This is a genomic window from Sphingomonas sp. CV7422, from assembly GCF_027945725.1.
In the GTDB taxonomy this organism is placed as follows: domain Bacteria; phylum Pseudomonadota; class Alphaproteobacteria; order Sphingomonadales; family Sphingomonadaceae; genus Sphingomonas; species Sphingomonas kyungheensis.
In genome coordinates, this window is record NZ_CP115900.1 from 1380178 (window position 1) to 1404410 (window position 24233).

The 24233-nt window shown below is 69.7% G+C and carries 22 protein-coding genes; 10 read left to right on the top strand and 12 right to left on the bottom strand.

All coding sequences use genetic code 11. From position 1 onward, the window contains the following. Nucleotides 1-8: 8 nt before the first annotated feature. The 6 genes from PBN85_RS06710 to PBN85_RS06735 all read right to left on the bottom strand — a co-directional run bounded on the left by PBN85_RS06710 (nt 9) and on the right by PBN85_RS06735 (nt 5959). Nucleotides 9-884 carry an SDR family oxidoreductase gene (locus tag PBN85_RS06710; protein ID WP_037530610.1) on the bottom strand — a complete coding sequence of 292 codons (876 nt, stop codon included), beginning with the start codon at nt 882-884 and terminating at the stop codon, nt 9-11. Nucleotides 885-950: 66 nt separating this feature from the next. Continuing rightward, on the bottom strand, nt 951-2375 hold the full coding sequence (locus tag PBN85_RS06715) for an efflux transporter outer membrane subunit (RefSeq protein ID WP_037530611.1): 1425 nt from the start codon (nt 2373-2375) through the stop codon (nt 951-953). Next, nucleotides 2372-3271: an efflux RND transporter periplasmic adaptor subunit gene (locus PBN85_RS06720; RefSeq protein ID WP_271300526.1), complete on the bottom strand. Its 900-nt coding sequence runs from the start codon at nt 3269-3271 to the stop codon at nt 2372-2374. The genes PBN85_RS06715 and PBN85_RS06720 overlap by 4 nt, the downstream gene beginning before the upstream one ends. A 7-nt stretch (nt 3272-3278) precedes the next feature. Next, complete coding sequence (locus tag PBN85_RS06725; RefSeq protein WP_037530614.1) at nt 3279-3518, bottom strand: DUF1656 domain-containing protein; 240 nt, start codon at nt 3516-3518, stop codon at nt 3279-3281. After that, nucleotides 3515-5494, bottom strand: coding sequence for an FUSC family protein (locus PBN85_RS06730; RefSeq protein WP_271300527.1), 1980 nt, complete (start codon nt 5492-5494; stop codon nt 3515-3517). The genes PBN85_RS06725 and PBN85_RS06730 overlap by 4 nt, the downstream gene beginning before the upstream one ends. Nucleotides 5495-5503: 9 nt before the next feature. Then, nucleotides 5504-5959 (bottom strand): MarR family winged helix-turn-helix transcriptional regulator, encoded by a 456-nt coding sequence (locus tag PBN85_RS06735; protein ID WP_037530616.1) that lies wholly within the window; start codon nt 5957-5959, stop codon nt 5504-5506. Nucleotides 5960-6066: 107 nt separating this feature from the next. Between PBN85_RS06735 and PBN85_RS06740 the strand changes: the two genes are divergently transcribed. Both PBN85_RS06740 and PBN85_RS06745 read left to right on the top strand, forming a co-directional pair. Next, complete coding sequence (locus PBN85_RS06740) at nt 6067-7689, top strand: alkaline phosphatase D family protein (protein ID WP_271300528.1); 1623 nt, start codon at nt 6067-6069, stop codon at nt 7687-7689. 253 nt (nt 7690-7942) lie between these two features. Then, a complete protein-coding gene (locus PBN85_RS06745) occupies nt 7943-10237 on the top strand; it encodes a TonB-dependent receptor (RefSeq protein WP_271300529.1) in 2295 nt (764 codons plus the stop codon). A gap of 33 nt (nt 10238-10270) precedes the next feature. Here PBN85_RS06745 and PBN85_RS06750 read toward each other — a convergent pair whose 3' ends face one another. From PBN85_RS06750 to PBN85_RS06775, 6 genes are all read right to left on the bottom strand, one after another. Further along, entirely contained in the window at nt 10271-11740 is a 1470-nt protein-coding gene (locus PBN85_RS06750) for a phospholipase D-like domain-containing protein (protein WP_271300530.1), read from the bottom strand. Between the two features lie 19 nt (nt 11741-11759). Further along, complete coding sequence (locus tag PBN85_RS06755) at nt 11760-12737, bottom strand: Gfo/Idh/MocA family protein (RefSeq protein WP_271300531.1); 978 nt, start codon at nt 12735-12737, stop codon at nt 11760-11762. Between the two features lie 211 nt (nt 12738-12948). Next, on the bottom strand, nt 12949-13920 hold the full coding sequence (locus tag PBN85_RS06760) for an MDR/zinc-dependent alcohol dehydrogenase-like family protein (protein ID WP_271300532.1): 972 nt from the start codon (nt 13918-13920) through the stop codon (nt 12949-12951). 133 nt (nt 13921-14053) lie between these two features. Beyond that, nucleotides 14054-14971 (bottom strand): glycosyl hydrolase, encoded by a 918-nt coding sequence (locus tag PBN85_RS06765; RefSeq protein WP_037530622.1) that lies wholly within the window; start codon nt 14969-14971, stop codon nt 14054-14056. Then, nucleotides 14968-15753, bottom strand: a complete 786-nt coding sequence (locus tag PBN85_RS06770) for a TIGR04290 family methyltransferase (protein ID WP_037530623.1) — start codon at nt 15751-15753, stop codon at nt 14968-14970. The genes PBN85_RS06765 and PBN85_RS06770 overlap by 4 nt, the downstream gene beginning before the upstream one ends. Then, on the bottom strand, nt 15750-16361 hold the full coding sequence (locus PBN85_RS06775) for a histidine phosphatase family protein (protein ID WP_271300533.1): 612 nt from the start codon (nt 16359-16361) through the stop codon (nt 15750-15752). Before PBN85_RS06775 ends, PBN85_RS06770 begins: the two co-directional genes overlap by 4 nt. Before the next feature lie 217 nt (nt 16362-16578). Here PBN85_RS06775 and PBN85_RS06780 point away from each other — a divergent pair, with 217 nt between their 5' ends. The 8 genes from PBN85_RS06780 to PBN85_RS06815 all read left to right on the top strand — a co-directional run bounded on the left by PBN85_RS06780 (nt 16579) and on the right by PBN85_RS06815 (nt 24194). Further along, the gene (locus PBN85_RS06780) at nt 16579-17694 is read left to right on the top strand and encodes an NAD-dependent epimerase/dehydratase family protein (RefSeq protein ID WP_037530626.1); all 1116 of its coding nucleotides are present in this window, start codon (nt 16579-16581) and stop codon (nt 17692-17694) included. 42 nt (nt 17695-17736) lie between these two features. Continuing rightward, nucleotides 17737-18804, top strand: a complete 1068-nt coding sequence (locus PBN85_RS06785; protein WP_271300534.1) for an SDR family NAD(P)-dependent oxidoreductase — start codon at nt 17737-17739, stop codon at nt 18802-18804. Then, nucleotides 18801-19901, top strand: a complete 1101-nt coding sequence (locus tag PBN85_RS06790) for a glycosyltransferase family 4 protein (protein ID WP_271300535.1) — start codon at nt 18801-18803, stop codon at nt 19899-19901. The genes PBN85_RS06785 and PBN85_RS06790 overlap by 4 nt, the downstream gene beginning before the upstream one ends. Then, on the top strand, nt 19898-21004 hold the full coding sequence (locus tag PBN85_RS06795) for a CgeB family protein (protein ID WP_271300536.1): 1107 nt from the start codon (nt 19898-19900) through the stop codon (nt 21002-21004). Before PBN85_RS06790 ends, PBN85_RS06795 begins: the two co-directional genes overlap by 4 nt. Beyond that, nucleotides 21001-22083 carry a CgeB family protein gene (locus PBN85_RS06800; protein WP_271300537.1) on the top strand — a complete coding sequence of 361 codons (1083 nt, stop codon included), beginning with the start codon at nt 21001-21003 and terminating at the stop codon, nt 22081-22083. Before PBN85_RS06795 ends, PBN85_RS06800 begins: the two co-directional genes overlap by 4 nt. Then, nucleotides 22080-23141 carry a CgeB family protein gene (locus PBN85_RS06805; protein WP_271300538.1) on the top strand — a complete coding sequence of 354 codons (1062 nt, stop codon included), beginning with the start codon at nt 22080-22082 and terminating at the stop codon, nt 23139-23141. The genes PBN85_RS06800 and PBN85_RS06805 overlap by 4 nt, the downstream gene beginning before the upstream one ends. A gap of 85 nt (nt 23142-23226) precedes the next feature. Further along, nucleotides 23227-24009 (top strand): Crp/Fnr family transcriptional regulator, encoded by a 783-nt coding sequence (locus tag PBN85_RS06810; protein ID WP_037530645.1) that lies wholly within the window; start codon nt 23227-23229, stop codon nt 24007-24009. Nucleotides 24010-24011: 2 nt separating this feature from the next. Next, complete coding sequence (locus PBN85_RS06815) at nt 24012-24194, top strand: hypothetical protein (RefSeq protein WP_271300539.1); 183 nt, start codon at nt 24012-24014, stop codon at nt 24192-24194. The last annotated feature ends 39 nt before the right edge of the window (nt 24195-24233 follow it).

Consider the following 24233-nt stretch of genomic DNA (forward strand, 5'->3'; position numbering starts at 1 on the left):
CAGCGGGATCAGTACATCGGCCCGCCGCCGGTCACCGGCACCACCGCGCCGGTCATGTAGCTTCCCTCCGCCGAGGCGAGCAGGACATAGGCGGGGGCGAGTTCGCCGGGCTGGCCGGCGCGGCCGAGCGGGGTCGACTGGCCGAGCGTCTTCAATTCGTCGGTCGGTTTGGCGATCGGCTGGATCGGCGTCCACACCGGCCCCGGTGCGACCGCGTTGACGCGGATGCCCTTGGGTGCGAGCAGGTTCGACAGGCCGATCGTCAGGCTGGCGATCGCTCCCTTGGTGGTGGCATAGACGATCATATTCTCGGTCGCGACCTTGGCCTGGATGCTCGTCGTGTTGACGATCGCCGATCCCGGCTTGAGGTGTGGCGCGGCGGCCTTGGCGAGGCGGATCATCGCGAAGACGTTAGCGGCGAAGGCGCCCTCCATCTCTGCATCGTCGATACTGGCGAGATCCTCGTTCATCGTCTGCGCGGCGGCGTTGTTGACGAGGATGTCGAGCTTGCCGAGCTCGCCGACGGTGCGCTCGACCAGCGCGTTGCATTGCGCGACGCTGCGGATGTCGCCGGGCAGCAGCAGGCAGCGCCTGCCCGCCTTCTCGACCCACGATTTGGTGTCCTCGGCATCGACCTGCTCGTCGGCGAGGTATGAGATGGCGACGTCGGCGCCTTCACGCGCATAAGCGATCGCCACCGCCTTGCCGATGCCGGAGTCGCCGCCGGTGATCAGCGCGACGCGGCCGTCGAGCAGGCCCTTGCCGCGATAGCTGTCCTCGCCATGATCGGGGCGGGTGCGCATCTTGTCTTCGAGGCCGGGGCGCGGCTGTTCGGGTTCGTTCGGGAATTCGGTCGGCGCGCTGGTGCGGGGATCGTCGGTCATGGCATGTCCTGTCCGAAAGGGGGCGCGACAGGAACGACGCAGGCGGCGGATCGCTCCGCCGCATGATCACGCCTGCCAGCCGCCGCCGAGCGCGAGGAACAGCTGCACCTGATCGCCGGCGAGCCGGCTTTCCGCCGCGGCGAGCGTCTGGTCGGCGCCGATCGCGGTGCGCTGCGCGTCGAGCACCGGCAGGAAGCCGGTCCGCCCGGCGCGGAACAGCGTCTCGGCATCGCGTGCCGCTTTGCCCGCCTGCCGGCTGGCATCGCGCAGGGCGGCGACGCGGTCGAGGTCGCGGGCGTAGACGGTGAGGCCGCTTTCCGTCTCGCGCAGCGCGGTGAGCACCGCGCCGTCGAAACGTGCGTAAGCGGCGTCGCTGTCGGCCTGCGCCGCGGCGATCCGCGCGCGCACCCGCGTGCGGTTGGGGAATTGCCAGCTGATCAGCGGCCCCAGCGAGAATTTGTAGGTGTCGCTGCCGAAGGCGTTCTCGGCGAGGCCGACGGAGCCGATCGACGCGCCGAGCGCGATGCGCGGATAGAGGTCGGCGGTGGCGACGCCGATCCGGGCGGTGGCGGCACGCAGCTCCCATTCGGCGCGGCGCACGTCAGGGCGGCGGCGGAGCAAGGCGGCACCGTCGCCGATCGGGATCGGCCGGTCGAGATGCGGCTCGCCGGTGCAGGCGGCGACGTCGCGGTCGAACTCGGCGGGCGGGCGGCCGGTCAGCGTCGCGAGCCGGTAGAGCGCGAGCCGCTGCGTCGCCTGCAAGCCGGGCAGCGTCGCGCGGACCTGCGCCTCCTGCGCGGTCGAACGGGTCGCGTCGAGCGAACCGCTGCGCCCGGCGCGCACCAGCCGCTGCGTCAATTGCGTCGTCCGCCGTTGCAGGTCGAGCGCGCGCTGCGCGACGGCGATCTCGCGCGCCGAGGCGCAGGCATCGAGATAGGCGCGCGTCGTATCCGCGGCGACGGTGATGCGGACGCTGTCATAGGCGGCGCGCGTCGCGGCGACATCCGCATCGGCGGCCTCGATCGCGCGGCGCACCTGCCCGGCGAGGTCGAGCTGGTAGGAAATGCCCGCACTCGCCGCATAGACGAACGACCGCGGCAGCGCGGCGCCGGGCCGCAATTCCTCCTCGGCCGAACGCTGGCCGTAGCCGGGCGCCGCCTGCAACGCGGTCTGCACGCGGCGGCCATCCTCGGCGACGTCGAGCGAGGCCTGCGCCCGCGCGATATTGGCGGTGGCGACGCGCAGATCGGTGTTGGCGGCGAGCGCCTGTTCGACCAGCCGGTCGAGCAGCGGATCGCGATAGAGCTGCCACCAGCGATCGGGCACCGGCGCCAGCGCGGCAAAAGCGGCCTCGTTGCCGCCGACGAACGGCGCCGCCGCGGCCGGGCGGTCGATCACCGCCGCCGCAGGCCGGTGATAGTCGGGGCCGGCGGTGGAGCAGCCGGCGAGCAGTGCGGCGGTGGCGGCGGCGAGGCCGAGGCGGCGGGTCATGCCGTCGCCCCCTTGTCGTGCGGCGTCCGCGGCATCACCTCGACCGTCGCGGTGCGGCCGACGACGAGCATCGCGCCGCGCGGCAGCCGGTCGATCGCCACCCGCACCGGGATGCGCTGCGCGAGCCGCACCCAGCTGAAGGTCGGATTGACGTTGGCGAGCAGATTGGCGCCGGCGCTGCGGTCGCGATCCTCGATACCGCCGGCGATGCTCTGGACATGGCCGGTGATTGCCTGATCGTCGCCCATCAGCCGCACCCGCACCGGGTCACCGACATGGACGCGCGGCAGCTTGGTCTCTTCGAAATAGCCGATGATATGCAGCGAGCCGCGGTCGATGATCGCGAATTCCGGATGACCGGCGGTGGCATAGTCGCCGGGCCGCAGGTCGAGATTGCTGACCGTACCGGCGACGCTCGCCCGCACCTCGGTCCGGGCGAGGTTGAGCCGCGCGGTGGCGAGCGCGATCTGCGCCTGCGACAAGGCGGTGGCGAGCTGCGCGACCTTGGCGTCGCCCTGCTCGCGCACCTCGCCGGCGACGAGGTCGCCGAGCGTGCGGTTGCGCTGCGCCTCGCGCCGTGCCTGCGCAAGCAGCACGCGCTGCGCCGCGACCGCCGTTTCCGCCTGCGCCACCGCCAGCCGGTAGCGCGGCCGGTCGACGCGGAACAGCGGCGTTCCCGCCGCGACCGGCTGGTTGTCGCGGACGAGCACCTCGGTGACGAGGCCGGAGACGTCGGGCGTGACCTGGACGATATCCGCGCGGACGCGGCCGTCGCGCGTCCACGGCTCGGTCTCGTAATGGTCCCAGAGACGGCGGCCGGCGACGACCGCCAGCAGGACGAGGGCGAGGGTGACGCCGATCCGTAAGGTGACGCGCAACGAAGGATGGAGGGTCATAAGCTTTCTAGCCGAACGGGCTCGGGCCGAGCAGGCTGGCGGGGTCGCCGCCGGTGATCAGGCCGGCGATGCCGGCCCACAGGATGACGGTCAGCGCGACATCGAACAGGCCGCGATGCCAGACAAAACGATAGAGGTGCGCGCGGGCGAGCGCCCAGCCGATCAGCTCGGCAGCGGCGAAGGCGAGGATCGCGGCGAGCAGCAGCGGGTGGACGAAGACCCCGGCGATATCGATGTCGCCGGTCATGCCGCCGCCCTCGCATCCTGCCAGTCGTTCGCCGCCGGAAAGACGTTGCGGCGCAGGCCGACGAGATTGACCATCGCGTCGCGCCGCTGCGCCGGATCGGCGATGGCCTGGCCCGCCGCCAGCGCCTCGTCGATCTGCGCCAGAAGCTCCGCCGACGGCGTCGCCTCGTCGCCGCGGGCAAGATCGCGGAAGTGCCGGGCGAGCGCGCTGCGCAACGGCGCCTGATCGGCGAGCGGCGCGATCTGCGCGATGCTGAGCCCGACGCGCAATTCGCGCAGCGTCGCCGCGGCGGCGTCGCGCTCCTCGTCCTCGACCTCGCCGATGCGGCTGGCGAGCAGGCCGACGCGGTCGAGCATGCGGCTGCGCCACGCGGTGACCTGCCCCGCGGCGGTGTCGACCGGGCGTTCGGCGAGCTGCGCGAGGTCGCGCCAGCCGGCGCGGCGCAGGCGGCGGATCGCGGTGCCCGCGCCGATGCTGCGCACCAGCCGCGTCGTCATCATCGCCGCGGCGATGCCGATGACCTGCGCGACATTGCCGTTGAAGAAGCTCGCCGCATCGACGGTGAAGCGATTGGTGAGCGCGAGGCCGCCGGCGAATCCGATCAGCATCGGCACCATCCGACCGTACCAGCTCGGCAGCGCCATCACCGCCCCCATGGCGAGCAGCGGCGGCGCCATCGCCAGCGTCAGCATCGCAAAACCGTCGATCGCCGGCAGGATCGCGAAGAGATAGAGTGCGGCGAGCGGCAGCGAGGCGATCGTCCAGATCAGGAAGCCGCGCTGCGCCGGCACCGGATCGTCGAGCGTCGCGAAGAAGCAGCAGACCACCGCCGCGATCATCGCCGCCACCGCGCCCTCCGGCCAGCCGGTGGCGATCCAGAACAGGCAGCAGCCGAGTACGCAGAGCAACGTCGCGAAGGCCGACAGCGCCGCGAGACCATAATCGCGGTGCAGCGGGCGGGTGACGCTCGCCACGGACACCGGCGGGCGGCTGCCCGGCTGCGCCACCGCGGCGGCGAGCGCACGGGTCTCGCCCAGTGCCAGCACCAGCTCCTCGAGCCGGGCGAGCAGGTTGAGCGCGAGCAGGTCGCGCCAGGTCGTGGTGTCCGCCGCCGTGCGGGCGGCGTGCAGTTCGGCGAGCACGGGTTCGGCGGAGAGGGCAGAGTCGCTCACCCAGCCACGCACCGACGCGACCGCCGCGGCGACCTCCATGGGCGTCTGCTCGCGCAACTGGCGCCAGCGGTCCTCGATTGCCGAGACGAGCGGGATCAGCAGCACGAGCCGGTCCTGCATCGCGGTCAGCACCGCGCGGGTCGGGCGCAGCCGGGCGGTATCGAACGGAATGTGCGTCGCGGTGACGTGAAGGTCGGTGATATCGCCGGCGAGCTTGCGCCGCGCGCGGGCGGTGCCGGATGCGGGGACGGGGGCGAGCACGTCGCCGATCCACTGCTCCGCTTCACCAAGCACGACGCGGACGCGCGCGCCGAACACCTGGCCGACGCTGCGTGGCCAGACGACGGCGTGGATCATCGCGGCGCTGAGCACGCCGATGCCGATCTCCTGCACGCGCAGGATCGCGGTGTCGAAGATCATCTCCGGATGCGTCACCGACGGGAAGCCGATCAGCGCGGCCGTATAGCCCGCGAGCATGAAGACGTAGGAGCGCGGCGTGCGATCGAGCAGCGAGACGAACTGGCACAGCGCGACCCAGCCGGCGAGCGCCAGCGACAGCAGCAGCGGCGCGTCGACCAGCGCCGGCACCAGCAGCACCGCGACGCTGCCGCCGACGATCGTGCCGATCAGCCGGAACACCGCCTTCGATCGCACCGCGCCACTGAGGGGCTGGCTGGTGATATAGACGGTCGCCATCGCCCAGAACGGCCGCTCCAGCCCGAGCGAGAAGGAGACGAACAGCGCCAGCATCGCCGCGGCGAAGCAATTGGCGGAGAACACCGTCTCGCGCAGGCCGATCCGCATCGTCGTTGCTCAGCCCTGCGCGTCGAGACGCGCCATCGTCGCGTGCAGCCGGTCGAGCACGCGCGTCGCGATGACGAGCTCCTCCGCCTCGATACAGGCGAGCAGCGTCTGGCGGATCTCGGCGGTGCGTTCCTCGACCTGCGCGGCGAGCGTCGTCCCGGCCGGGGTGAGGTGGAGCAGCCGCGCGCGCTTGTCGGTGCTGTCGACGCGCCGCTCGACGAAGCCGCTGCGTTCGAGCTGGTCGATCAGCGGCACCACCGACGGCGCCTCGACCCCGAGCTGGTCGGCGAGCGCGCCCTGGCGCAGGCCTTCCCTGGCGCGGCCGATCAGCATCACCGCCAGCGCCGGCGTATGCGACAGCGACAGGCCGGCGAGCCCGTTGTCGAGCGCGCGTCGGTAGCGCCGGCCGAGCGGGACGAGGTGGGCGGAGAAAGCGCGCATCTGGGCAGGGGTGGGGGAGGTCACGGCCGCTAGATAGTTAGGTAACTAATCATCTGCAACCGAAAAGCACTGGCGTCGCGCGGCTTTCACAATCGCGCGGCATGGCGGCCAAGCTTTTGGAGGAGCCCGCTATGATTCTCGACCGCCGCCTGCTGATCAAGACCGCGATGATCGGACTGGGCGCGACCGCCTTGCCGGGCGGCGCGTTCGCCGTGCAGGCGATGGGCGCGGCGCGCGGCTTCACCCATGCGGTGGCGAGCGGCGAGCCCGCCGCCGATTCGATGCTGCTGTGGACGCGCTACGTCCCCGCCGACGGCGGCGCGGTCGAGTTGCGCGTCGAGGTCGCCGAGACGCCGGATTTCGCGCGCATCGTCGCCGGCGGCGCGCAGATCACCGGGCCATGGCGCGATCATACCGCCAAGATCACCGTCGACGGCTTGCAGCCCGGCCGCCGCTATCATTACCGCTTCGTCGCCCCCGACGGCAGCCGCTCGCCGGTCGGCCGGACCGCGACCCTGCCCGAAGACGGCATGACGCCGTGGCGCGCGGCGATCTTCTCCTGCTCGAACATCGGCTTCGGCTGGTTCAACGCTTATGCGCATGCGGTCGCCCAGGGCGATTTCGACTGCGCCATCCACCTCGGCGACTATTTCTACGAATATGCGCCGGCGCATTATCCGCTGCCCGCCGACGCGGTGCCCGGCCGCACGCCGGCGCCGCTCGCCGAGACGATCCACCTCGCCGATTACCGGCTGCGCTACGGCAGCTATCGCGCCGATCCCGATCTCCAGGCGCTGCACGCGGCGATGCCGATGATCGTCCAGTGGGACGATCACGAGAGCGCCAACGACAGCTGGGAGGGCGGCGCCGAGAACCACGATCCCGCCACCGAAGGCGATTGGAACGCCCGCCGTGCCGCCTCGATCCAGGCCTATCGCGAATGGATGCCGGTGTCCGACGAGCCGTGGCGGGCCTATGATATCGGCGGCCTCGCGACGCTGTTCCGCACCGAGACGCGGCTGCTCGCGCGCACGCGCCAGCCCGATATCGCGCCGCTGTTCCGCGCCGCCGATCCGGCAACGGCGCTCAAGGCGTTCCGCGACGGCGCATGGCAGGACCCGGCTGCGACGATGATGGGCAGCCAGCAGGAGGTGTGGCTCGCGCATGCGATGCGCGCCTCGGTGCGCAGCGGCCGGCCGTGGCAGATCGTCGGCTTCGGCACGATCATGGGCGCGACGGTGATGCCGGCGGAGACGGAGCGATGGCTCGCCGACATGACGCCGGCGGCGCAGGGCTATGTCCACGCCGGCGTCGTCGCGGGGCAGCTCGGCCTGCCGTTCAATTACGACAATTGGGGCGGCTATCCCGCCGCCCGCGCGCGCTTCCTCAGGTCGGTGCAGCAGCTTGGCGGCAATACCGTGGTGATCTCCGGCGACAGCCACAACGCCTGGGCCTATGATCTCGCGCAGGACGGCCGCCCCGCCGCGGTCGAGTTCGCCGGGCATAGCGTCACCTCGCCGGGGTTCGAGAGCAGCCTCAAGACCGATCCGGCGCGCGTCGCCGCCGCGCTGGTCCGCGCCAACCCGGAGCTGAAATGGTGCGACACGTCGCGGCGCGGCTATATGGCGATGACGGTCGCCGCCGATCGCGTCACCAACGACTGGATCATGGTCGACGGGATCAAGACGCGCACGCCGCGTGCCGCGCCCGGCCACCGCGCCACGGTGTTGCGCGATCGCCACGTCATGGCGTGAAACGCCGGTTTGCCGCAACACTTTGGCGTTCGACTTGGTAGCGCAATCAATCCGACCGGGAACCGTCACATAGCGTCCGTAACGGCCCCGATCACGCCGCGGTGATGCGGCGGATTTGGGGATCATTATGTCACGGATGTTCAACGCGGTGCATCGGCGCCGCGGCGCTTTGCTGCTGGCGGTTTCGCTGGCCACGCTCGGTCAGGCTTCGGCTGCGGCGGCACAGGCGGCTGCCGCAGCTGAACCGGCCGCCGTGACCCCTGCGCCGCAGGAGGACGATGCCAACGGCGTCGTCGTCGTCACCGCGACGCGGACGACGCGATCGGCGGTGACGCTCGACGGCGCCGAGATCCAGAAGGTGCTGCCCGGCGTCAATCCGGTGAAGGCGATCCAGACGCTGCCCGGCGTCCAGTTCGAAACCGCCGATCCGTGGGGGAATAACGAGCAGAACATCTCGCTGATCGTCCACGGCTTCAACCAGAACCAGCTCGGCTTCACGCTCGACGGGGTGCCGCTCGGCGACCAGTCCTACGGCAATTACAACGGCCTCTCGCCGCAGCGTGCGGTGATCAGCGAGGATGTCGGCTCGGTCCGGCTGGCCTCGGGCGCCGCCGACCTCGCCACCGCCTCGGCGAGCAATCTCGGCGGCGGGCTGGAGACCTATACCAGCGCCCCTGCCGCCCGCGCCGGCGTCCGCTTCGCGCAGACGCTCGGCAGCTATGACGCGCAGCGAACCTATCTGCGCATCGACAGCGGCGCGGCGGAGGCGCTCGGCGGCACCAACAGCGGCTATCTGTCGATCGTCCGCCAGAAGGCGCGCGCCTGGGAATTTCGCGCCAACCAGGGCGGCTGGCAGGGCAATGCCAAATTCGTCCACAAGGGCGAGCATGGCACGCTGACCGGCTATGCGGCATTCTCCGACAAGGCGGAGCCCAATCAGGATTCGGTCGCGCACAATGCCGGCGGGATCGAGCCCTATTTCCGCACCGTCCTCTATCCGGACTGGCAGGCCGCGCTCGCCTATGTCGATGCCAACGGCAAGCCGCCGGCCAACAACCCCAATAACTACAGCAATTATTACGGCGATGCGCAGCGCACCGATTATCTGTTCTACGTCAAATACGATTATCGCTTCAGCGACGCGGTGACCTTCTCCAATCAGGTCTATGGTCATCATGACGAAGGGCAGGGGCAGATCGTCGGGCCAGTGTCGGCGGCGGGGCTGCCGGGGCTGTTCGCCGTCTATTTTCCCGGCCAGAACCTGAAGTCGGTGTTCGGCGGTTCGGGTTATGCGCTGCGCACCACCGAATATGGCATCGACCGCCGGGGCTGGCTCTCGTCGCTGGCGATCACCGCGGGCGACCACGAGATCGGCCTCGGCGGCTGGTATGAGCATAACCGCAACACAATCTTCCGCCGCTGGTATGCGGTGCCGGTCGATGCCGCGCCGCCGTCGCCCTATGAATGGGCCGATCCCGCGCTGCGCAAGCTGACGCAATATGCCAGCGTCGTCAGCTATGACGTGGTGCAGCTGCATCTGCAGGACCGCTGGCACGTCACCCCCAATCTTGCGGTCGAGGCCGGATTTAAGTCGAGCCTGCAATTCGCCGACGGCCGCGTCCCGACCCAGCCGCTGCCCAACGCGATGCCGCTGCCCGGCGGCGCGTCGACCCGCTACCCGGAAGGCAAGCTCAACACGCGCAAATGGTTCCTGCCGGCGATCGGCGCGGTGTGGGACGTGACCGCCGACGATCAGGTGTTCGGCCATATCCAGCAGAACGTCCGCCAGTTCCAGGCGTCGATCGCCGCCGGCCTGTCGCCCTATAACGTCGGCAGCCAGGACCTGTTTGAAGCGATCAAGGCCAATACCCAGCCGGAGAGCGCCTGGACCTATGAGGCCGGCGTCCGCACCCGGCGGCGGGTTCAGGCCGGCCCGCTCACCGCGATCGAGGCGCAGGTCAGCGCCTATCACGTCGATTTCAGCAACCGCCTGTTGCAGATCAGCTCGACGCAGGTGATCGGATCGGTGCTCGGCGGTGCGAGCATCCTCCAGAACGTCGGCGCGGTGCGCACCAACGGCATCGACGCGGCGGCGACGCTGCGCTTCGGGCCGGCGGTGTCGCTGTACAATGCGCTGTCGTACAACCGGTCGCGCTATGCCGATGATTATACCAGCGGCAGCAGCATCATCCGCACCGCGGGCAAGGACGTGCCGAACGTCGCGCGCTGGCTCAACAAGACGGTGCTGACACTCGCCGACGGGCCGTTCGAGACGCAAGTGATCGGCGATTACGTCGGTCGCCGCTTCGCCACCTATACCAACGACCAGTCGGTGCCGGGGCGGTTTCTGCTCAATCTCCAGGCGGCCTATACGCTGCCGCAGGATCGCATCGCCGGGCTGCACAACCTGCGCTTCGCGGTCAACATCACCAACCTGACCGCGCGTCGCGGCATCTATGAGATCGGCGGGGTGGGGATCACGAAGACCTACAACACCTATGCGCAGCCGCCGCGGATGGCGTTCTTCACGCTCTCCGGCGGCTTCTGACCGGGCGGCGGGGCGGGGGCTGCGGCCCCCGCCTCACGACCGGCGGAGGCGACCGCGGAACAGGCCGCGGTGCGCGACCGCCTCGAACATCTCACCCGGCCCCTCGGGGTCGAGCACCTCATTGTCGGCGAGCCATTCCTCCAGCCCGTCGAGGTCGGGCACGCTATAGGGCCGCAGCGAGCGGCCGGGACCGCGCAATCGCTCGATCGTCTCGATCAGCGAGCCGGTCTGTTCGAGCAACTGGTCGACGCGTTCGGCGGGCACGTCGAGATGCTCGGCGATCAGGTCGCTGCGCACCGCGAGGATCTTGGCTTCGAGCCCGGCATCGGGATGGCGCGCCGCGTCGAGGATCACGTCGCATTCGGTATCGAGGCGCAGCGAGCGGTTGTTGATGTTGGCGGAGCCGACGCGCAACTGCTGGTCATCGATAATGGTGATCTTGGCGTGGCAGTAGATCGCGGTGCCGCCGCGCGTGAAGGGATGGTAGAGGCGCAGCCGCCCGTGGGTGTCGCGCCGCCGCAGCGTCTCGACCAGCCGCGCGCGCGCGGTGTCCATCGCCAGCGGTTCGAGCCAGCCTTGCGCGGTGAGCGGGTTGACGATGACGATCTCCGGCCCGTCCACCTCGTCGAGCCGCGCGGCGATCGCCTCGGCGATGCGACGCGAGGCGAAATACTGGCTTTCGCAATAGATATGGCGTTTGGCCGAACGGATCTGGTCGAGGAACAGCGCCTCGACCTCGGTCACCGCGGGCGAATCGGGCATCTCGGGCTGGCTGCGCGCGATGCCGAGATCGACGTCCTCGAACATCGTGTCGAGCGACGGCGGCCAGCAGCTCCCCGCGACCTCGACCGCCGGCAGGCTCGCGCCGGTCGCGAGCTGCCAGCGCGCACGGCACAATTCGGCGAGCGCGGCGGCGGCCTTGCCGGTGATGGCGGTGGTCGCGTCATGCCACGGCTTGTAGGGCTTGCCGCCGGGCAGCTTGCGACCCGGATCGTCGTCACGATGCGCGCGCGTGTCCCAGCGTTCGGCGGTCATGTCGATGCCGCCGCAAAAGGCGAGGCAATCGTCGATCGAGACGATCTTCTGATGGTGCGACGAGGCGGTCGGGTGATGGTGATCGAGCTTGACGTGGATGCGCGGGTGGCGCGCCCATTTGAGCACGGTGAACATCGTCTTGCCGCGCAGCACCGATTTGAGCGCGCCGACATCCCAGCGCAGCAGATAGAGTTCCAGCTCGGGATTGCGCTCGACCAGCCAGTAGAGGAAGTCGCCGACCGTTTCCGGCCCTTCGGTGCTGACCGTGCTGCCGACCAGCCGGATTCGCGCGTCAAAGTCCCAGCCGACCAGCATGATCCGCCGCTTGGCTTGCAGGAAGGCCTCGCGCGCGACGCCGAAATAGCGGTCTGCGTCGACGATCACCGACAGGCGGTCGGCGTGGGCGATACGCCAGACGTTGCGGTCGCATACGAGCAACCCGGATCGGTCGGTGCCTGAATCGCCCATAGGCCTGCGTCTGTCCTTCCTATCGGCCGTAGATGCGATCGAGCACCTCGGCGCTGCGCGCGAACCGGGCCGCGGCAGGATCGAATGCGGGCGAGGCAGCGAGCTGCTCCGCCCAAACGGCAGCCGACCGCGCACCCCAGGCATCGGGCGGCGTGGTCAGCGTGGTCGCGTGCGTACCGGCGAAATGCTGCGCCGTGAAGTCATAGAAGGAGCCATCGACGTTGCGCAGCGCCGCCCCGCCGCGGCTGCCGTAGAAGGCCGCCTCGATCACCGCGTCGCGGCCGGCGTGGAGATTCCACGAACAGGCGAGGCGAACGATGGCCGTGCCCGCGGTGAACTGCGCGACGGCATAATCCTCGACACCGCCGGGGGCGAGCGGCCTGCCGCCGGCACGCAGCTGCGCCGTCACGTCCGATACCGGTGGGAAATCGAGCGTCCACAAGGCGAGGTCGACGAGGTGGACGCCGAGGTCGATGACGCAGCCGCCGCCCGACTGCGCCGCATCGAAGAACCATGGCTTGCCCGGGCCGTAAGCGTTGTGGAAGGTGAGATCGATCGCGAAGACGTCGCCGAGCGTACCGTCGCGGACGAGGCCGGCGATCGCGCGCATCGCCTCGGTATGGCGGTAGGACAGGTCGACGCCGAGCAGCCGGTCGGCGGCGCGCGCCGCGTCGATCACCACCTGCGCTTCGGTGGCGGAACGGCCGAGCGGCTTCTGGCAGAACACCGACGCGCCGGCGGACAAAGCGGCGACCGCCTGATCGGCATGCAGCGCCGAGGGCGTCGCGATCACCACCCCGTCGAGCCCGAGCGACAGCATTGCGTCGAGCGATTCGACCACCGCTGCCTCGGGGGCGACGGCGCGGGCCTCGGCGACGCAGTCCGCCGACGGGTCGCAGATCGCCGCGACCTCGATCGCGCCCGTCTCGGCCATCGCCGCCATGCGATGGCGCCCGATCCATCCTGTCCCCAGAAATCCCACGCGTGGCTTAGTCATCACCCGTCCTTGTACGTAATTCCTCCCCGGGACGGGGCCAGCGGCTTGAGCATGCCCCGCATGCTCAAGGATCCGTCCGGGGGACGATCCGACCCGATGCCGGGGACCGCCGCGTAGCGGTGGTGGAGGGGGCTCGCCGCAAGCGATATCGTTTGTGGAGGCCCCCCTCCACCAGCTGCGCTGGTCCCCCTCCCCGTGCCGGGGAGGATTGCTATTCCAGTTCCACCAGCGCCTTGACGAAGCCGGCCGGCTTGTCGCGCGTCGCATCCAGTGCCTCGGCCAATTGCCCCAGCGGATAGCGATGCGTGTAGAGCGGCGTCGGATCGAACCGCGCGCTCGCCACCGCGTCGATCGCCTCGCGCAGACCCTGCATCTGCACCGCCGGATCGCGCTCGTGCGCGTTGACCACGTCGATGCCCTTCCAGTTCCATTCCTGCATGTTGACCTGGCGCGGCCCGTCCTGGTGATAGCCGGCGACGACCAGCCGCCCGCCGAAGCCGATCAGCGCGGTGGCGAGGTCGAGCGGCCAGGATTTGCCGACCGCCTCGATCACCCGCTCGCACAATCGCGGTTCGCCGTCGTCACCGGGGGTGAGCGCCTTGACCGTTTCGATGATCCGCCAGTGATCGTCCATCACGATCGTCTCGGCGGCGCCGTAATGGCGGGCGAGGTCGAGGCTTTCCTGCCGGCGCGAGATGGCGATGACGCGTGCGCCGGCATCGCTGGCGAGCTTGGTCAGCACCGCGCCGAGAAAGCCGATGCCGATGATCGCCACCGTCTGTCCGGCACGGATGTCGCTGCGGCGGAAGATGTTGAACGCGCAGCCGAGCGGCTCGCCCGGAAAGGGCTGCCCGTCGAGTGCGGCGGGCAGCGGCGCGACCCGGTCGGCCGGCGCGACGTCATAGCCGGCGAAGCTGCGATAGGAGAGCGCCGCGACCCGGTCTCCGACCGCCAATCCGCTGACGCCCGCGCCGAGCGCGTCGATCCGGCCCCAGCCTTCGTGGCCGAGCCCGCCCGGCTCGCCGGGATAGGTCAGCCACGGCAGACCCGCCCAGGGCTCGAGGTTCGAGGCGCAGACGCCGCAGCCTTCGAGCTTGAGCCGGATTTCGCCGGGGCCGGGCTGCGGCAGCGGCGCCTCGGTCAGCGTGATCTGCCCCGGCGCGGTCAGCACGGCCGCTGGCATGCGCTCTGCACCCAATTGGTTCTGCAACGATCTATCCTTCATGAACGAGCCCGGCATGGCGTCGACGCTGCATGGCAATATCGCCCGGCCGAGCGAACGCGGAGCGCGATCGCGCCGCCGCCGCGCGCGACGCTCATTCCGCCGCCACGGCGGAGGGGCGCGCCGGCGCATAGCGGTCGATCATCCAGGCGCAGAAATCGGCGAATTGCTGCGGGTCGCGCGCCGCGCTGCTGTGATGCGGCTGGACGCCGAGATGCTCGGGCGTGAAGCAGAAGGTCACCGTCACGTCGAAATCGGCGAGCGCCTCCATCTGCCGGTCGAACCAGTCGATCGCGTCCGGGCGGAAGCTGTCCGCCCAGCTGAGGCCGGTGCGCAGCCGCTTGGTGCCGAGCCGCTTCATCCACGCCACCGCCTCGTCGAGCCGCGGGTCCTGATAATGGAACCATTGCATCAGGCCCATCCGGTCGGCGACCGCGGCATAATCGTCGAGGCCGGGCTTGGCCGTGCCGTCCTCGCGGATCAGGCCCATGTAGAAGTGGCGGTAATAGCTCGACCCTTCCGCCTCGCGGTGCCGCGTCGTCGCGCCCCAGCTCTGCGGCAGGTCGAACAGCGAATACCAGAAGACGCGCGGCACGCGGTCGAGCAGCAGCTCGGCGGTGCGGCGCACGCCGAATTGCTGCACCTCTTCCGCGCCGAAGCTGCCGACGCCGACCTCGGTCGCCCAGATCGGCTTGTCGGGCACCACCGCCTCGATCTCGGCGATCTTGTCGGGCCAGGCGTGGATCGGCCACAGGTTCCAGTCGAGCGGAAAGCCGTGCACCGCGACGACGTCGACCGCGTCGAGTGCGCCGTAGCCGCGCATCCGCCGCACCCAGTCGGGATCGATCGGGCTCATCCCGCCGAGCACGCGCGTCACCGCCGGGTTGACCGCATGGATCGCCTGTCCGGCGCGGATCACCGTATCGGCGAAGATCGACCAGTCGGGATCGACCTCGACATCCCAATGCGACTTGTTGTTGGGCTCGTTCCAGATCATCGCGGCTTCGATCATGCCTGCCTCCCTTTCGCCGGATAGACCGCGGCCGGTCCGTATGCCTGATAGGGGACGGCGGCGATGCGGCACAGATAGACTTCGGCCTCCGGCTGCTGCTCGATCCGGAAGCCCGCCGCGCGCAACATCGCCGCGCTTCCCGCGGCATTGGGCGCCCACCAGTTGGTCCAGTCTCCGGCAAAGCGCTGCTCGATGAAGTGCAGCTTCGGATAGCCGGGTTCGTCGAACAGCGGCGGAGGCGTGTGCGTGCCGGGGACGAAGAAGGGATGGTCCTCCGGCACCGGGGCGATCTCGGTCGAACCTTGCTGCATCGTCTGGAACAGCATCAGGTCGCCGGCGACATGCTCGCGGATCAGGTCGAGCGCGAGCAACGGGTGGCGCAGATGGTAGAGCACGCCCATGAAGATGACGAGATCGAACCGCTCGCCGAGCGCAGCGACGTCATAGACGGAGAGGTTGCGGAACTCGATCCCCTCCTGGCCGAGTGCCGCGCTCGCCAGCCGTGCCTGGTCCAGATAGCGTTCGTCGCTGTCGATGCCGACGACCCGCGCGGCGCCGCGCCGCTTCATCTCGACCGAATAGAAACCGGCGTTGCAGCCGATGTCGAGCACCGACCGGCCGGTGAGGTCGGCGGGCAGCGCATCGGCGAAGCGCCGGTACTTGAAGCGGGGATAGTCGCCGAGGAAATGATCGGGCGCGGTGTGGATGCCGTGGCCGAGGTCGATGTTGTGGAACCAGGGGGCGAGGCGATCGACCTCGGCTTGCAGCGTTTCGGGTGTCATGCAGCGACCTGTTCGTTGAGGCTGATGAGCCTGGCGCCCCAGTCGCCGACGACGATGCGGCTGACCGAGGCGGGGCCGACGTCGAAGCGGAGCAGCCGGTCGAGCGGCAGGCCGAGCGCGAAGGCGACCGCGCCGCGGATCATGTCGGAATGGCTGACCAGCGTGATATGCGCGCCGTCCTGCTGCGTCGCGGCGGTGGTGATATAGCCGACGATCCGCGCCTGCGCCTCCGCCATCGTCTCGCCGCCGGGGACGCGGGCGGTGTCGCGATGATCGTTCCACGCCTGCCAGGCCGGTCCGCCGAGATCGGCGAAGGCGATGCCCGTCCAGTCGCCGAGGTCGATTTCGGTGAGCGCGTCGACCGGTTCGGGCGCCGGCAGGCCACAGGCGGCGGCGATCGCGGCGGCGGTTTCGCGCGTGCGGTCGAGCGGGCTGCATACGATCCGCTCGATCGGCATGTCGGCGCGTCGCGCTGCCAGGCCGCGGCCGAGCGCCGCCGCCTGCGCGCGTCCGGCCTCGCTCAGCGGTACACCGGCGCGACGACCCGACAGCCGCTGGTCGAGATCGATATGGGCCGCGTGGCGGATCAGGAGAAAGGTCGCCGTCACTGTCCCGCCATTCCGCCGCCATCCCCCATGCCGCCCGGTCATCCCCAACAACGGATTGATCTCGGTTAACGAGATTACCGCATAACCCCGTAGGAACAAAGAAGAAGAACCTTCGTTCCACAACCGTAGCGAATAATCGCCAATTGGGGGCGGGTCGGCGGTTGAACAGAAAAGACAGCAATACAGCGGTGGTGTCGTTGATCCGGATCAATAGACTATGACCGAAACGGTATTGATCACGGGTGGGGCGGGCTTCATAGGCCGCTTCGTTGGAGAAGAATTGCTGCGCCGCGGCAATCACGTGCGCGTTCTCGACAGTCTCATTCCGCAGGTGCACGGCGAGGTCGACCGGCCGCCGCTGCTCTCTGACGACATCGAGCTGATCCGCGGCGACGTGCGCGACGGTGCCGCCGTGACCCGCGCGCTCGACGGCGTCGACAGCGTCATCCACCTCGCCGCCGAAGTCGGTGTCGGCCAGTCGATGTACGAGGTCGAGCGCTATACCTCGACCAACGATGTCGGCACCGCGGTGCTGTTCGAGAAACTGATCGACCAGCCGGTGCGGCGCGTCGTCACCGCCTCGTCGATGTCGATCTACGGCGAGGGCCTGTATCGCGACGCCGACGGCCGTACGATCGAGGATGCCGAGCGCGGCGCGGTGCGCGACGGCATGGCGAACTGGGACCCGACCGACGCGCAGGGCCGCCCGCTGACCCCGATCGCGACGCCGGAATGGAAGCGGCCGAGCCTCGCCTCGATCTACGCGCTCAACAAATATGTGCAGGAGCGCACCACCCATATCATGGCCAAGCCCTATGGGATCGAGGGGGTCTGCCTGCGCCTGTTCAACGTCTATGGTCCGGGTCAGGCGCTGTCCAACCCCTATACCGGCGTACTGGCGATCTTCGCCTCGCGCCTGCTCAACGGCCAGCAGCCGATGATCTTCGAGGACGGCGAGCAGCGCCGCGACTTCGTCCACGTCAGCGACGTGGCGCGCGCCTTCGCCGATGCCCTGGTGCTGCCCGAGGCGGTCGGCGAGACGTTCAACATCGGTTCGGGCCAGGACCGGTCGGTGACGCAGGTCGCCGAGGCGCTGGCGAAGGCGATGAACAAGAACGACATCCGCCCCGAGATCGTTGGCAAGGCGCGGATCGGCGACATCCGCCATTGCTTCTGCGACACCAGCCTCGCCGAACGCCGGCTCGGCTTCACCGCGCGACAGGATTTCATCGAAGGGCTCGCCGAACTCGCCGAATGGGTCGGCGAACAGCGCGCCGAGGACAATGTCGCGCAGGCGCGGGCGGAGCTCGAACAGCGGGGGCTGGTCGCATGACGGCCGGTCTCGCAGAGCGATCCGGCGAAGCGGGAGCGTTCCGTGGCTGCTGAGGCGCCGATCCTCGTCACCGGCGGCGCCGGCTTCATCGGCTCGAACATCGCCGACCGGTTGGCAGGCGAGGGGCATGACGTCATCGTCTATGACGCGCTCAGCCGGCCGGGTGTCGAGCGCAATCTGCGCTGGTTGCAGGAGCGGCACGGCGCCCGGATCACCGCGATCCGGGCCGACGTCCGCGAGCGCGACGCGCTCGATCGCGCGGTCGCGCCGGCGCAGGCGGTGTTTCACATGGCGGCGCAGGTCGCGGTGACAACCAGCATGGACGATCCGCGCGACGATCTCGAGATCAACATCCTCGGCACGTTCAACCTGCTCGAGGCGGTGCGCCGCAAGCCCGGCACGCCGGTGATCTTCGCCTCGACCAACAAGGTCTATGGCGATCTCGCCGACCTCGAATTCGAACGGCAGGGCGAGGCCTATCAGCCGGTCGATGCCGGCGTCCGCCGTCACGGCATCGGCGAGGATCGGCCGCTCGACTTCCACACGCCCTATGGCGTGTCGAAGGGGGCCGCCGACCAATATGTGCTGGATTACGCGCGCAGCTTCGGCGTGCCTGCCGCGGTGCTGCGGATGAGCTGCATCTACGGCCAGCGCCAGATGGGCACCGAGGATCAGGGCTGGGTCGCCCATTTCCTGATCCGCGCACTCGAAGGCCAGCCGATCACGCTCTACGGCGACGGCTATCAGGTCCGCGACATCCTCGACGTCGCCAATGCGGTTGAGGCCTATCTGCAGGCGTGGCGGCGGATCGATACCGTCAAGGGACGGGCGTTCAACCTTGGCGGCGGGCCGGACAATGCGATCTCGCTGCGCGTGCTGCTCGCCCATATCAGCCGATTGATCGGGCGCGAGGTGGCGATCCATGCCGCCGACTGGCGCGCCGGCGATCAGCGCTATTTCGTCGCCGACACGCGCGCCGCGGAGGCTGCCTTGGGCCTGTCGGCGCGGGTCGGCTGGCGGGAGGGCGTCGCGGCGCTGGCACGCTGGCTCGCCGCCGAACGCGGCTTCGACATCGCCATCGCCGATCCGCAGCCGATGGCGGCGGAATGAGGCTGCTGCTGACCACCGATGCGGTCGGCGGCGTCTGGCAGTATACGGCGGAGCTGGCGGTGGCGCTCGCCGCACGCGGCGTGACCAGCGTCGTCGCGGTGCTCGGGCCGCCGCCCAATGCCGACCAGCGCGCGATGCTCGATGCGGCGGGCCGGGCAGTGACGCTCGTCGGCACCGGCCTGCCGCTCGACTGGACCTGTTACGAGGCCGCGCCGGTCGAGGCCGCGAGCGCGGCGATCGCCGCGCTGGCAGTCGCGCAGGGCGTCGACCTCATCCACTATAATATGCCGACGCTTGCTGCGGCGGGAGCGCCGCTGCCGTCGATCGCGGTGGCGCATGGCTGTGTCGCGACCTGGTGGCAGGCGGCGCGGGACGTACCGCTCGCCGCGGATTATCGCTGGCACCGCGCGCTCACCGCCGCGGGGCTGCGCGCGGTCGACCGGGTGGTCGCGCCGAGCGCCGCTTATGCCGAGGTCGTCGCGCGCCATTATGCGCTCGCCCGACCGGTGCTCGCGATCCACAATGGCCGCAGCCTGCCGGAGGTCGCGCCTGCCGGCGCGCCCGCCGATGTCGCGCTGACGGTCGGGCGATTGTGGGACGACGTCAAGAACGCCGCTCTGCTCGATCGCGCTGCGGCACGGCTGCCGATCCCCTTCCTCGCCGCCGGCGCGACGCGCGGGCCGCATGGCGAGACGATCCAGCTCGAGCATCTGCATAGGCTCGGCGAGGTGTCGGGCGCGCAATTGGCGCGGCATCTCGCGCGGCGCCCGATCTTCGTCTCCGCCGCGCGGTTCGAGCCGTTCGGGCTGGCGGTGCTCGAAGCGGCGCAGGCGGGATGTGCGCTCGTCCTCGCCGACATTCCGACGTTCCGCGAGCTGTGGGAGGGGGTCGCGCTGTTCGTGCCGGCCGACGGCCATGACCACGGCTGGTGCCGCGCGATCGAGGCGCTGGCGCTAGACGGTCCGCGTCGCGCCGCGCTCGGCGAGGCGGCGCGGCTGCGTGCCGCGCGCTACACACCGGCCGCGACCGCCGACCAGATGCTCGCGCTGTATCGCGCGACGCTCACCCGACCGACCATTCGAAGAGCCGCCGCATGAAGATCGTCTATTTCACCCACAGCCTCGTCTCCTGCTGGAACCACGGCAATGCGCATTTCCTCCGCGGCGTGCTCAGCGAGCTGCTTGCGCGCGGCCACGACGTCCGCGTCTATGCGCCCGAACACGCCTGGAGCCTTGCCAATCTCGTCGCCGATCACGGGCCGGACGGGCTCGACGCCTATCGCGCCGCCTATCCCGAACTCGGCTCGGTCAGCTATCCGCTCGGCGCGGATGTCGCGGCGATGGTCGACGGGGCCGATCTCGTCATCGTCCACGAATGGAACGACCATGATCTGGTCGCGGCGCTCGGCGGGCTGCGGCGGCGGGGCGCGCCCTGGACGTTGCTGTTCCACGACACGCATCATCGCGCGGTCAGCGAGCCCGATCAGATGCGCGCCTATGACCTGTCCGGCTATGACGGCGTGCTCGCCTTCGGTGAGGCGCTGAGCGAGGTCTATCGCGGCTGGGGCTGGGGCGATCGGGTATGGACCTGGCACGAGGCGGCCGATGTCCGTCGCTTCCATCCGCCGGCCGAGGAGGGCCCGTGCGACGGCCTCGTCTGGATCGGCAATTGGGGCGACGGCGAACGGACCGAGGAGCTGGAGACCTTCCTGTTCGAACCCGCGCGGGAGGCAGGACTGTCGCTCGACATCTACGGCGTCCGCTACCCGCAACCGGCGCGCGAGACGCTCGCCCGCTATGGCGCGCGCTATCACGGCTGGGCACCGAATGCCGCCGCGCCGGGGCTGTTCGCGCGCGCGCTGGCGACGGTGCACGTGCCGCGGCGCTATTATGCGACGATCCTCCCCGGCATCCCGACGATCCGCGTCTTCGAGGCGCTCGCCTGCGGCATCCCGCTCGTCTCGGCCCCGTGGCAGGACAGCGAGCGGCTGTTCCGCGACGGTGATTTCCTGATGGTATCATCGGGCGATGCGATGACCCAGGCGTTGCGCGACCTGCACGAGGATGCGGATCTGCGCGCCGCGCTCGTCGCCTCGGGGCGCGAGACGATCCTCGCCCGCCATACCTGCGCGCATCGCGTCGACGAGCTGCTCGCCATCGTCGCGCGGATCGCGCCCCACGCCCGCAAGGACGCTGCATGAAGATCGCCTTTTACGGCTCCAGCCTGGTATCGAGCTACTGGAACGGTGCCGCCACTTATTATCGCGGGATCCTCAAGGCGCTGCACGCCCGCGGCTATGACATCACCTTCTACGAACCCGATGCGTTCGATCGGCAGCAGCACCGCGACATCGACCCGCCGCCCTATGCCCGGTCGGTGGTCTATCCCGCCACGGTCGAGGCGCTGAACGGCGTGCTGGCCGAGGCGGCGGCGGCGGATATCGTCGTCAAGGCGAATGGCGTCGGCGTGTTCGATGCGGAGCTGCTCGACGGCATCGTCCGCCATGCGCGCGGCGACGCGCTGACCGTCTTCTGGGACGTCGACGCCGCCGCGACGCTCGACGAGATGCGCGCCGATGCGAGCCATCCGGTGCTGCGCGCGCTGCCGGCGCTCGACATGGTGCTGACCTATGGCGGCGGCCCGCCGGTGGTCGACGCCTATACCGGCTTCGGCGCGCGGCATTGCATCCCGGTCTACAATGCGCTCGATCCGGAGACGCATCATCCGGTGCCGCGCGACGAGCGCTTCGCCTGTGATCTCGCCTTCCTCGGCAACCGGCTGCCCGATCGCGAGGCGCGGGTCGAGGAATTCTTCCTCCGCCCCGCCGCCGCGCTGCCCAGGCAACGCTTTCTGATCGGCGGCAACGGCTGGGAGAGCAAGGCGATGCCGGACAACGTCCGGCACCGCGGCCACGTCTATACCGCCGAGCATAACGCCTTCAACTGCACGCCGCGCGCGGTGCTCAACGTCGCGCGCGACAGCATGGCGCATATCGGGTTCTCCCCGGCGACGCGGGTGTTCGAGGCGGCGGGCGCCGCCGCCTGCCTGATCACCGACGCATGGGAGGGGATCGAGCAGTTCCTGATCCCCGACGTCGAGGTGCTGGTCGCCCGCGACGGGCAGGACGTCGCCGATCATCTCGCGGCTCTGACCCCCGACCGCGCCGCCGCGATCGGCGAGGCGGCGCGCCGGCGCGTCCTGGCGGAGCACACCTACGATTTGCGCGCCGAGCAGGTCGACGCTCTGTTCCGGGCGCATCGCGCGCAGGCGGCGGCATGAGGCTCGTCGTCCTCGGCCTCAGCCTTGGATCGTCCTGGGGCAATGGCCATGCCACCACCTTCCGTGCCTTGCTCAAGGCGTTCGCCGCGCGGGGGCACGACATCCTGTTCCTCGAACGGGAGGTGCCCTGGTATGCCGGCGATCATCGCGATCTGATCGATCCCGAATATTGCGAGCTCGCCTATTACCGCGACCTCGCCGATCTCGGACGCTGGCGGGGCAGGGTGGCGCAGGCCGATGCGGTAATCGTCGGCTCCTACGTGCCCGACGGCGTCGCGGTCGGGCGCTGGGTGCAGGCAGAGGCATGCGGCGTCACCGCCTTCTACGACATCGATACGCCGGTGACGCTCGCCAAGCTGGCGCGCGGCGATTTCGAATATCTCTCGCCGGCGATCATCCCCGGCTACGACCTGTATCTCAGCTTCACCGGCGGGCCGACGCTCGACCGGCTCGAACGCGAATTCAAGGCGCCCGCGGCGCGCGCGCTCTATTGCTCGGTCGACACCGCCGCCTATCGGCCGCTCGACGTGCCCAAACGCTGGGACCTCAGCTATCTCGGCACCTATAGCGATGATCGCCAGCCGACGCTGACCCGGCTGCTGATCGACGTCGCCCGCGCCGAGCCGCAGCGCCGGTTCGCGGTCGCCGGCCCGCAATATCCCGCCGGCATCGACTGGCCGGACAATGTCGAGCGGATCGAGCATCTGCCGCCCGCCGGTCATGCCGCTTTCTATTCGGCGTCGCGCTTCACGCTCAACGTCACCCGCGCCGATATGATCGCGGCGGGCTGGTCGCCCTCGGTCCGCCTGTTCGAGGCGGCGGCGTGCGGCACGCCGATCATCTCGGATCGCTGGGACGGGCTCGACGCGATCCTCGCCGACGACGCGGAGATCATCCTGGCCGACACCGGCGACGACGTCCGCACGGCGCTGACGCGCGACGCCGCCGCGATCGGCGCCGCCGCGCGCCGCCGCGTCCTCGCCGCGCACGGCGCGGATACGCGCGCCGCCGAGCTAGAGGCCTATCTGGCCGATCGCATCACGGCGTGCGCGGCGTGACGGCGGCGACAGACGAACGCGCTTGCCTGGCGGAGCAAGCCCGGCAATGGAACGTTCCGGTAACGATCCTTGTTCGAGCAGGCTGATGAGAGACGATCCGACGCAAAGCGATCAAACCGACGGCGAGGTGGCGCGCTATCCGCAGACCGGGCGCTTCCTGATGGGGCGCGGCCGGACGCGGATGACGCCCGAGGAACGCCGCGTGCTGGAAGATACGGCGATGGCGGTGAAGGACTATCCCGCCCGTCATCATCTCGTCCGCCGTGGCGAGCCGGTCGACAGCAGCATGATGCTGATCGAAGGCTATGTGACGCGCTATATGGACGATCGCGAGGGCTATCGGCAGCTCGTCTCGGTCCACGTGCCGGGCGATTTCGTCGATCTGCACGGCTTTCCGACCGGGCGGCTCGATCATGACATCGGCACGCTCGGGCCGGTCAAGGTGGCGTTGTTCGATCATCAGGCGCTGGTCGGCATCACCGAACGCCATCCGACGCTGACCCGCTTCCTGTGGTTCGCGACGCTGATCGACGCGGCGATGCACCGCGAATGGATCTTCCGGCTCGGCCGGCTCGGCGCCGAGGGGCGGCTCGCGCATCTCTTCTGCGAATTGTATGCGCGGCTCGAGATGGTCGGGCTGGCGCAGGACGGACAGTTCGACCTGCCGCTGACCCAGCCCGATCTCGCCGAGGCGTGCGGGCTGACCGGCGTCCACGTCAATCGTACCTTGCGCACCTTGCGCGAGCGCGGCCTGCTCACCTTCAAGAACGGGCGGGTCGAGATTCTCGATCACCGTGGCCTGTGCACCACCGCTGAATTCAACAGCGATTATCTCTACTCGGACTGCGGCGTCTGGAAAACCTCGTGAGCATGGATGGCGGACATCCCCGTTCGGTCCAGACGGTGGCGGGGGAGGTATCGATCGAGGCCGGGCAGGTGCTGCTCGACGGTCCGGGCGGTATCGCGGTGACGATGACGCCGGCCGCCGCGGCGGAGACCGGGCGGCGGCTGCTCGCGGCGGCGGACCGTATCGCGACGCAATCGGCGGGGTGACGTGGAGGGATCAGCGGCTATGCTGGCCCGCCGACCCAT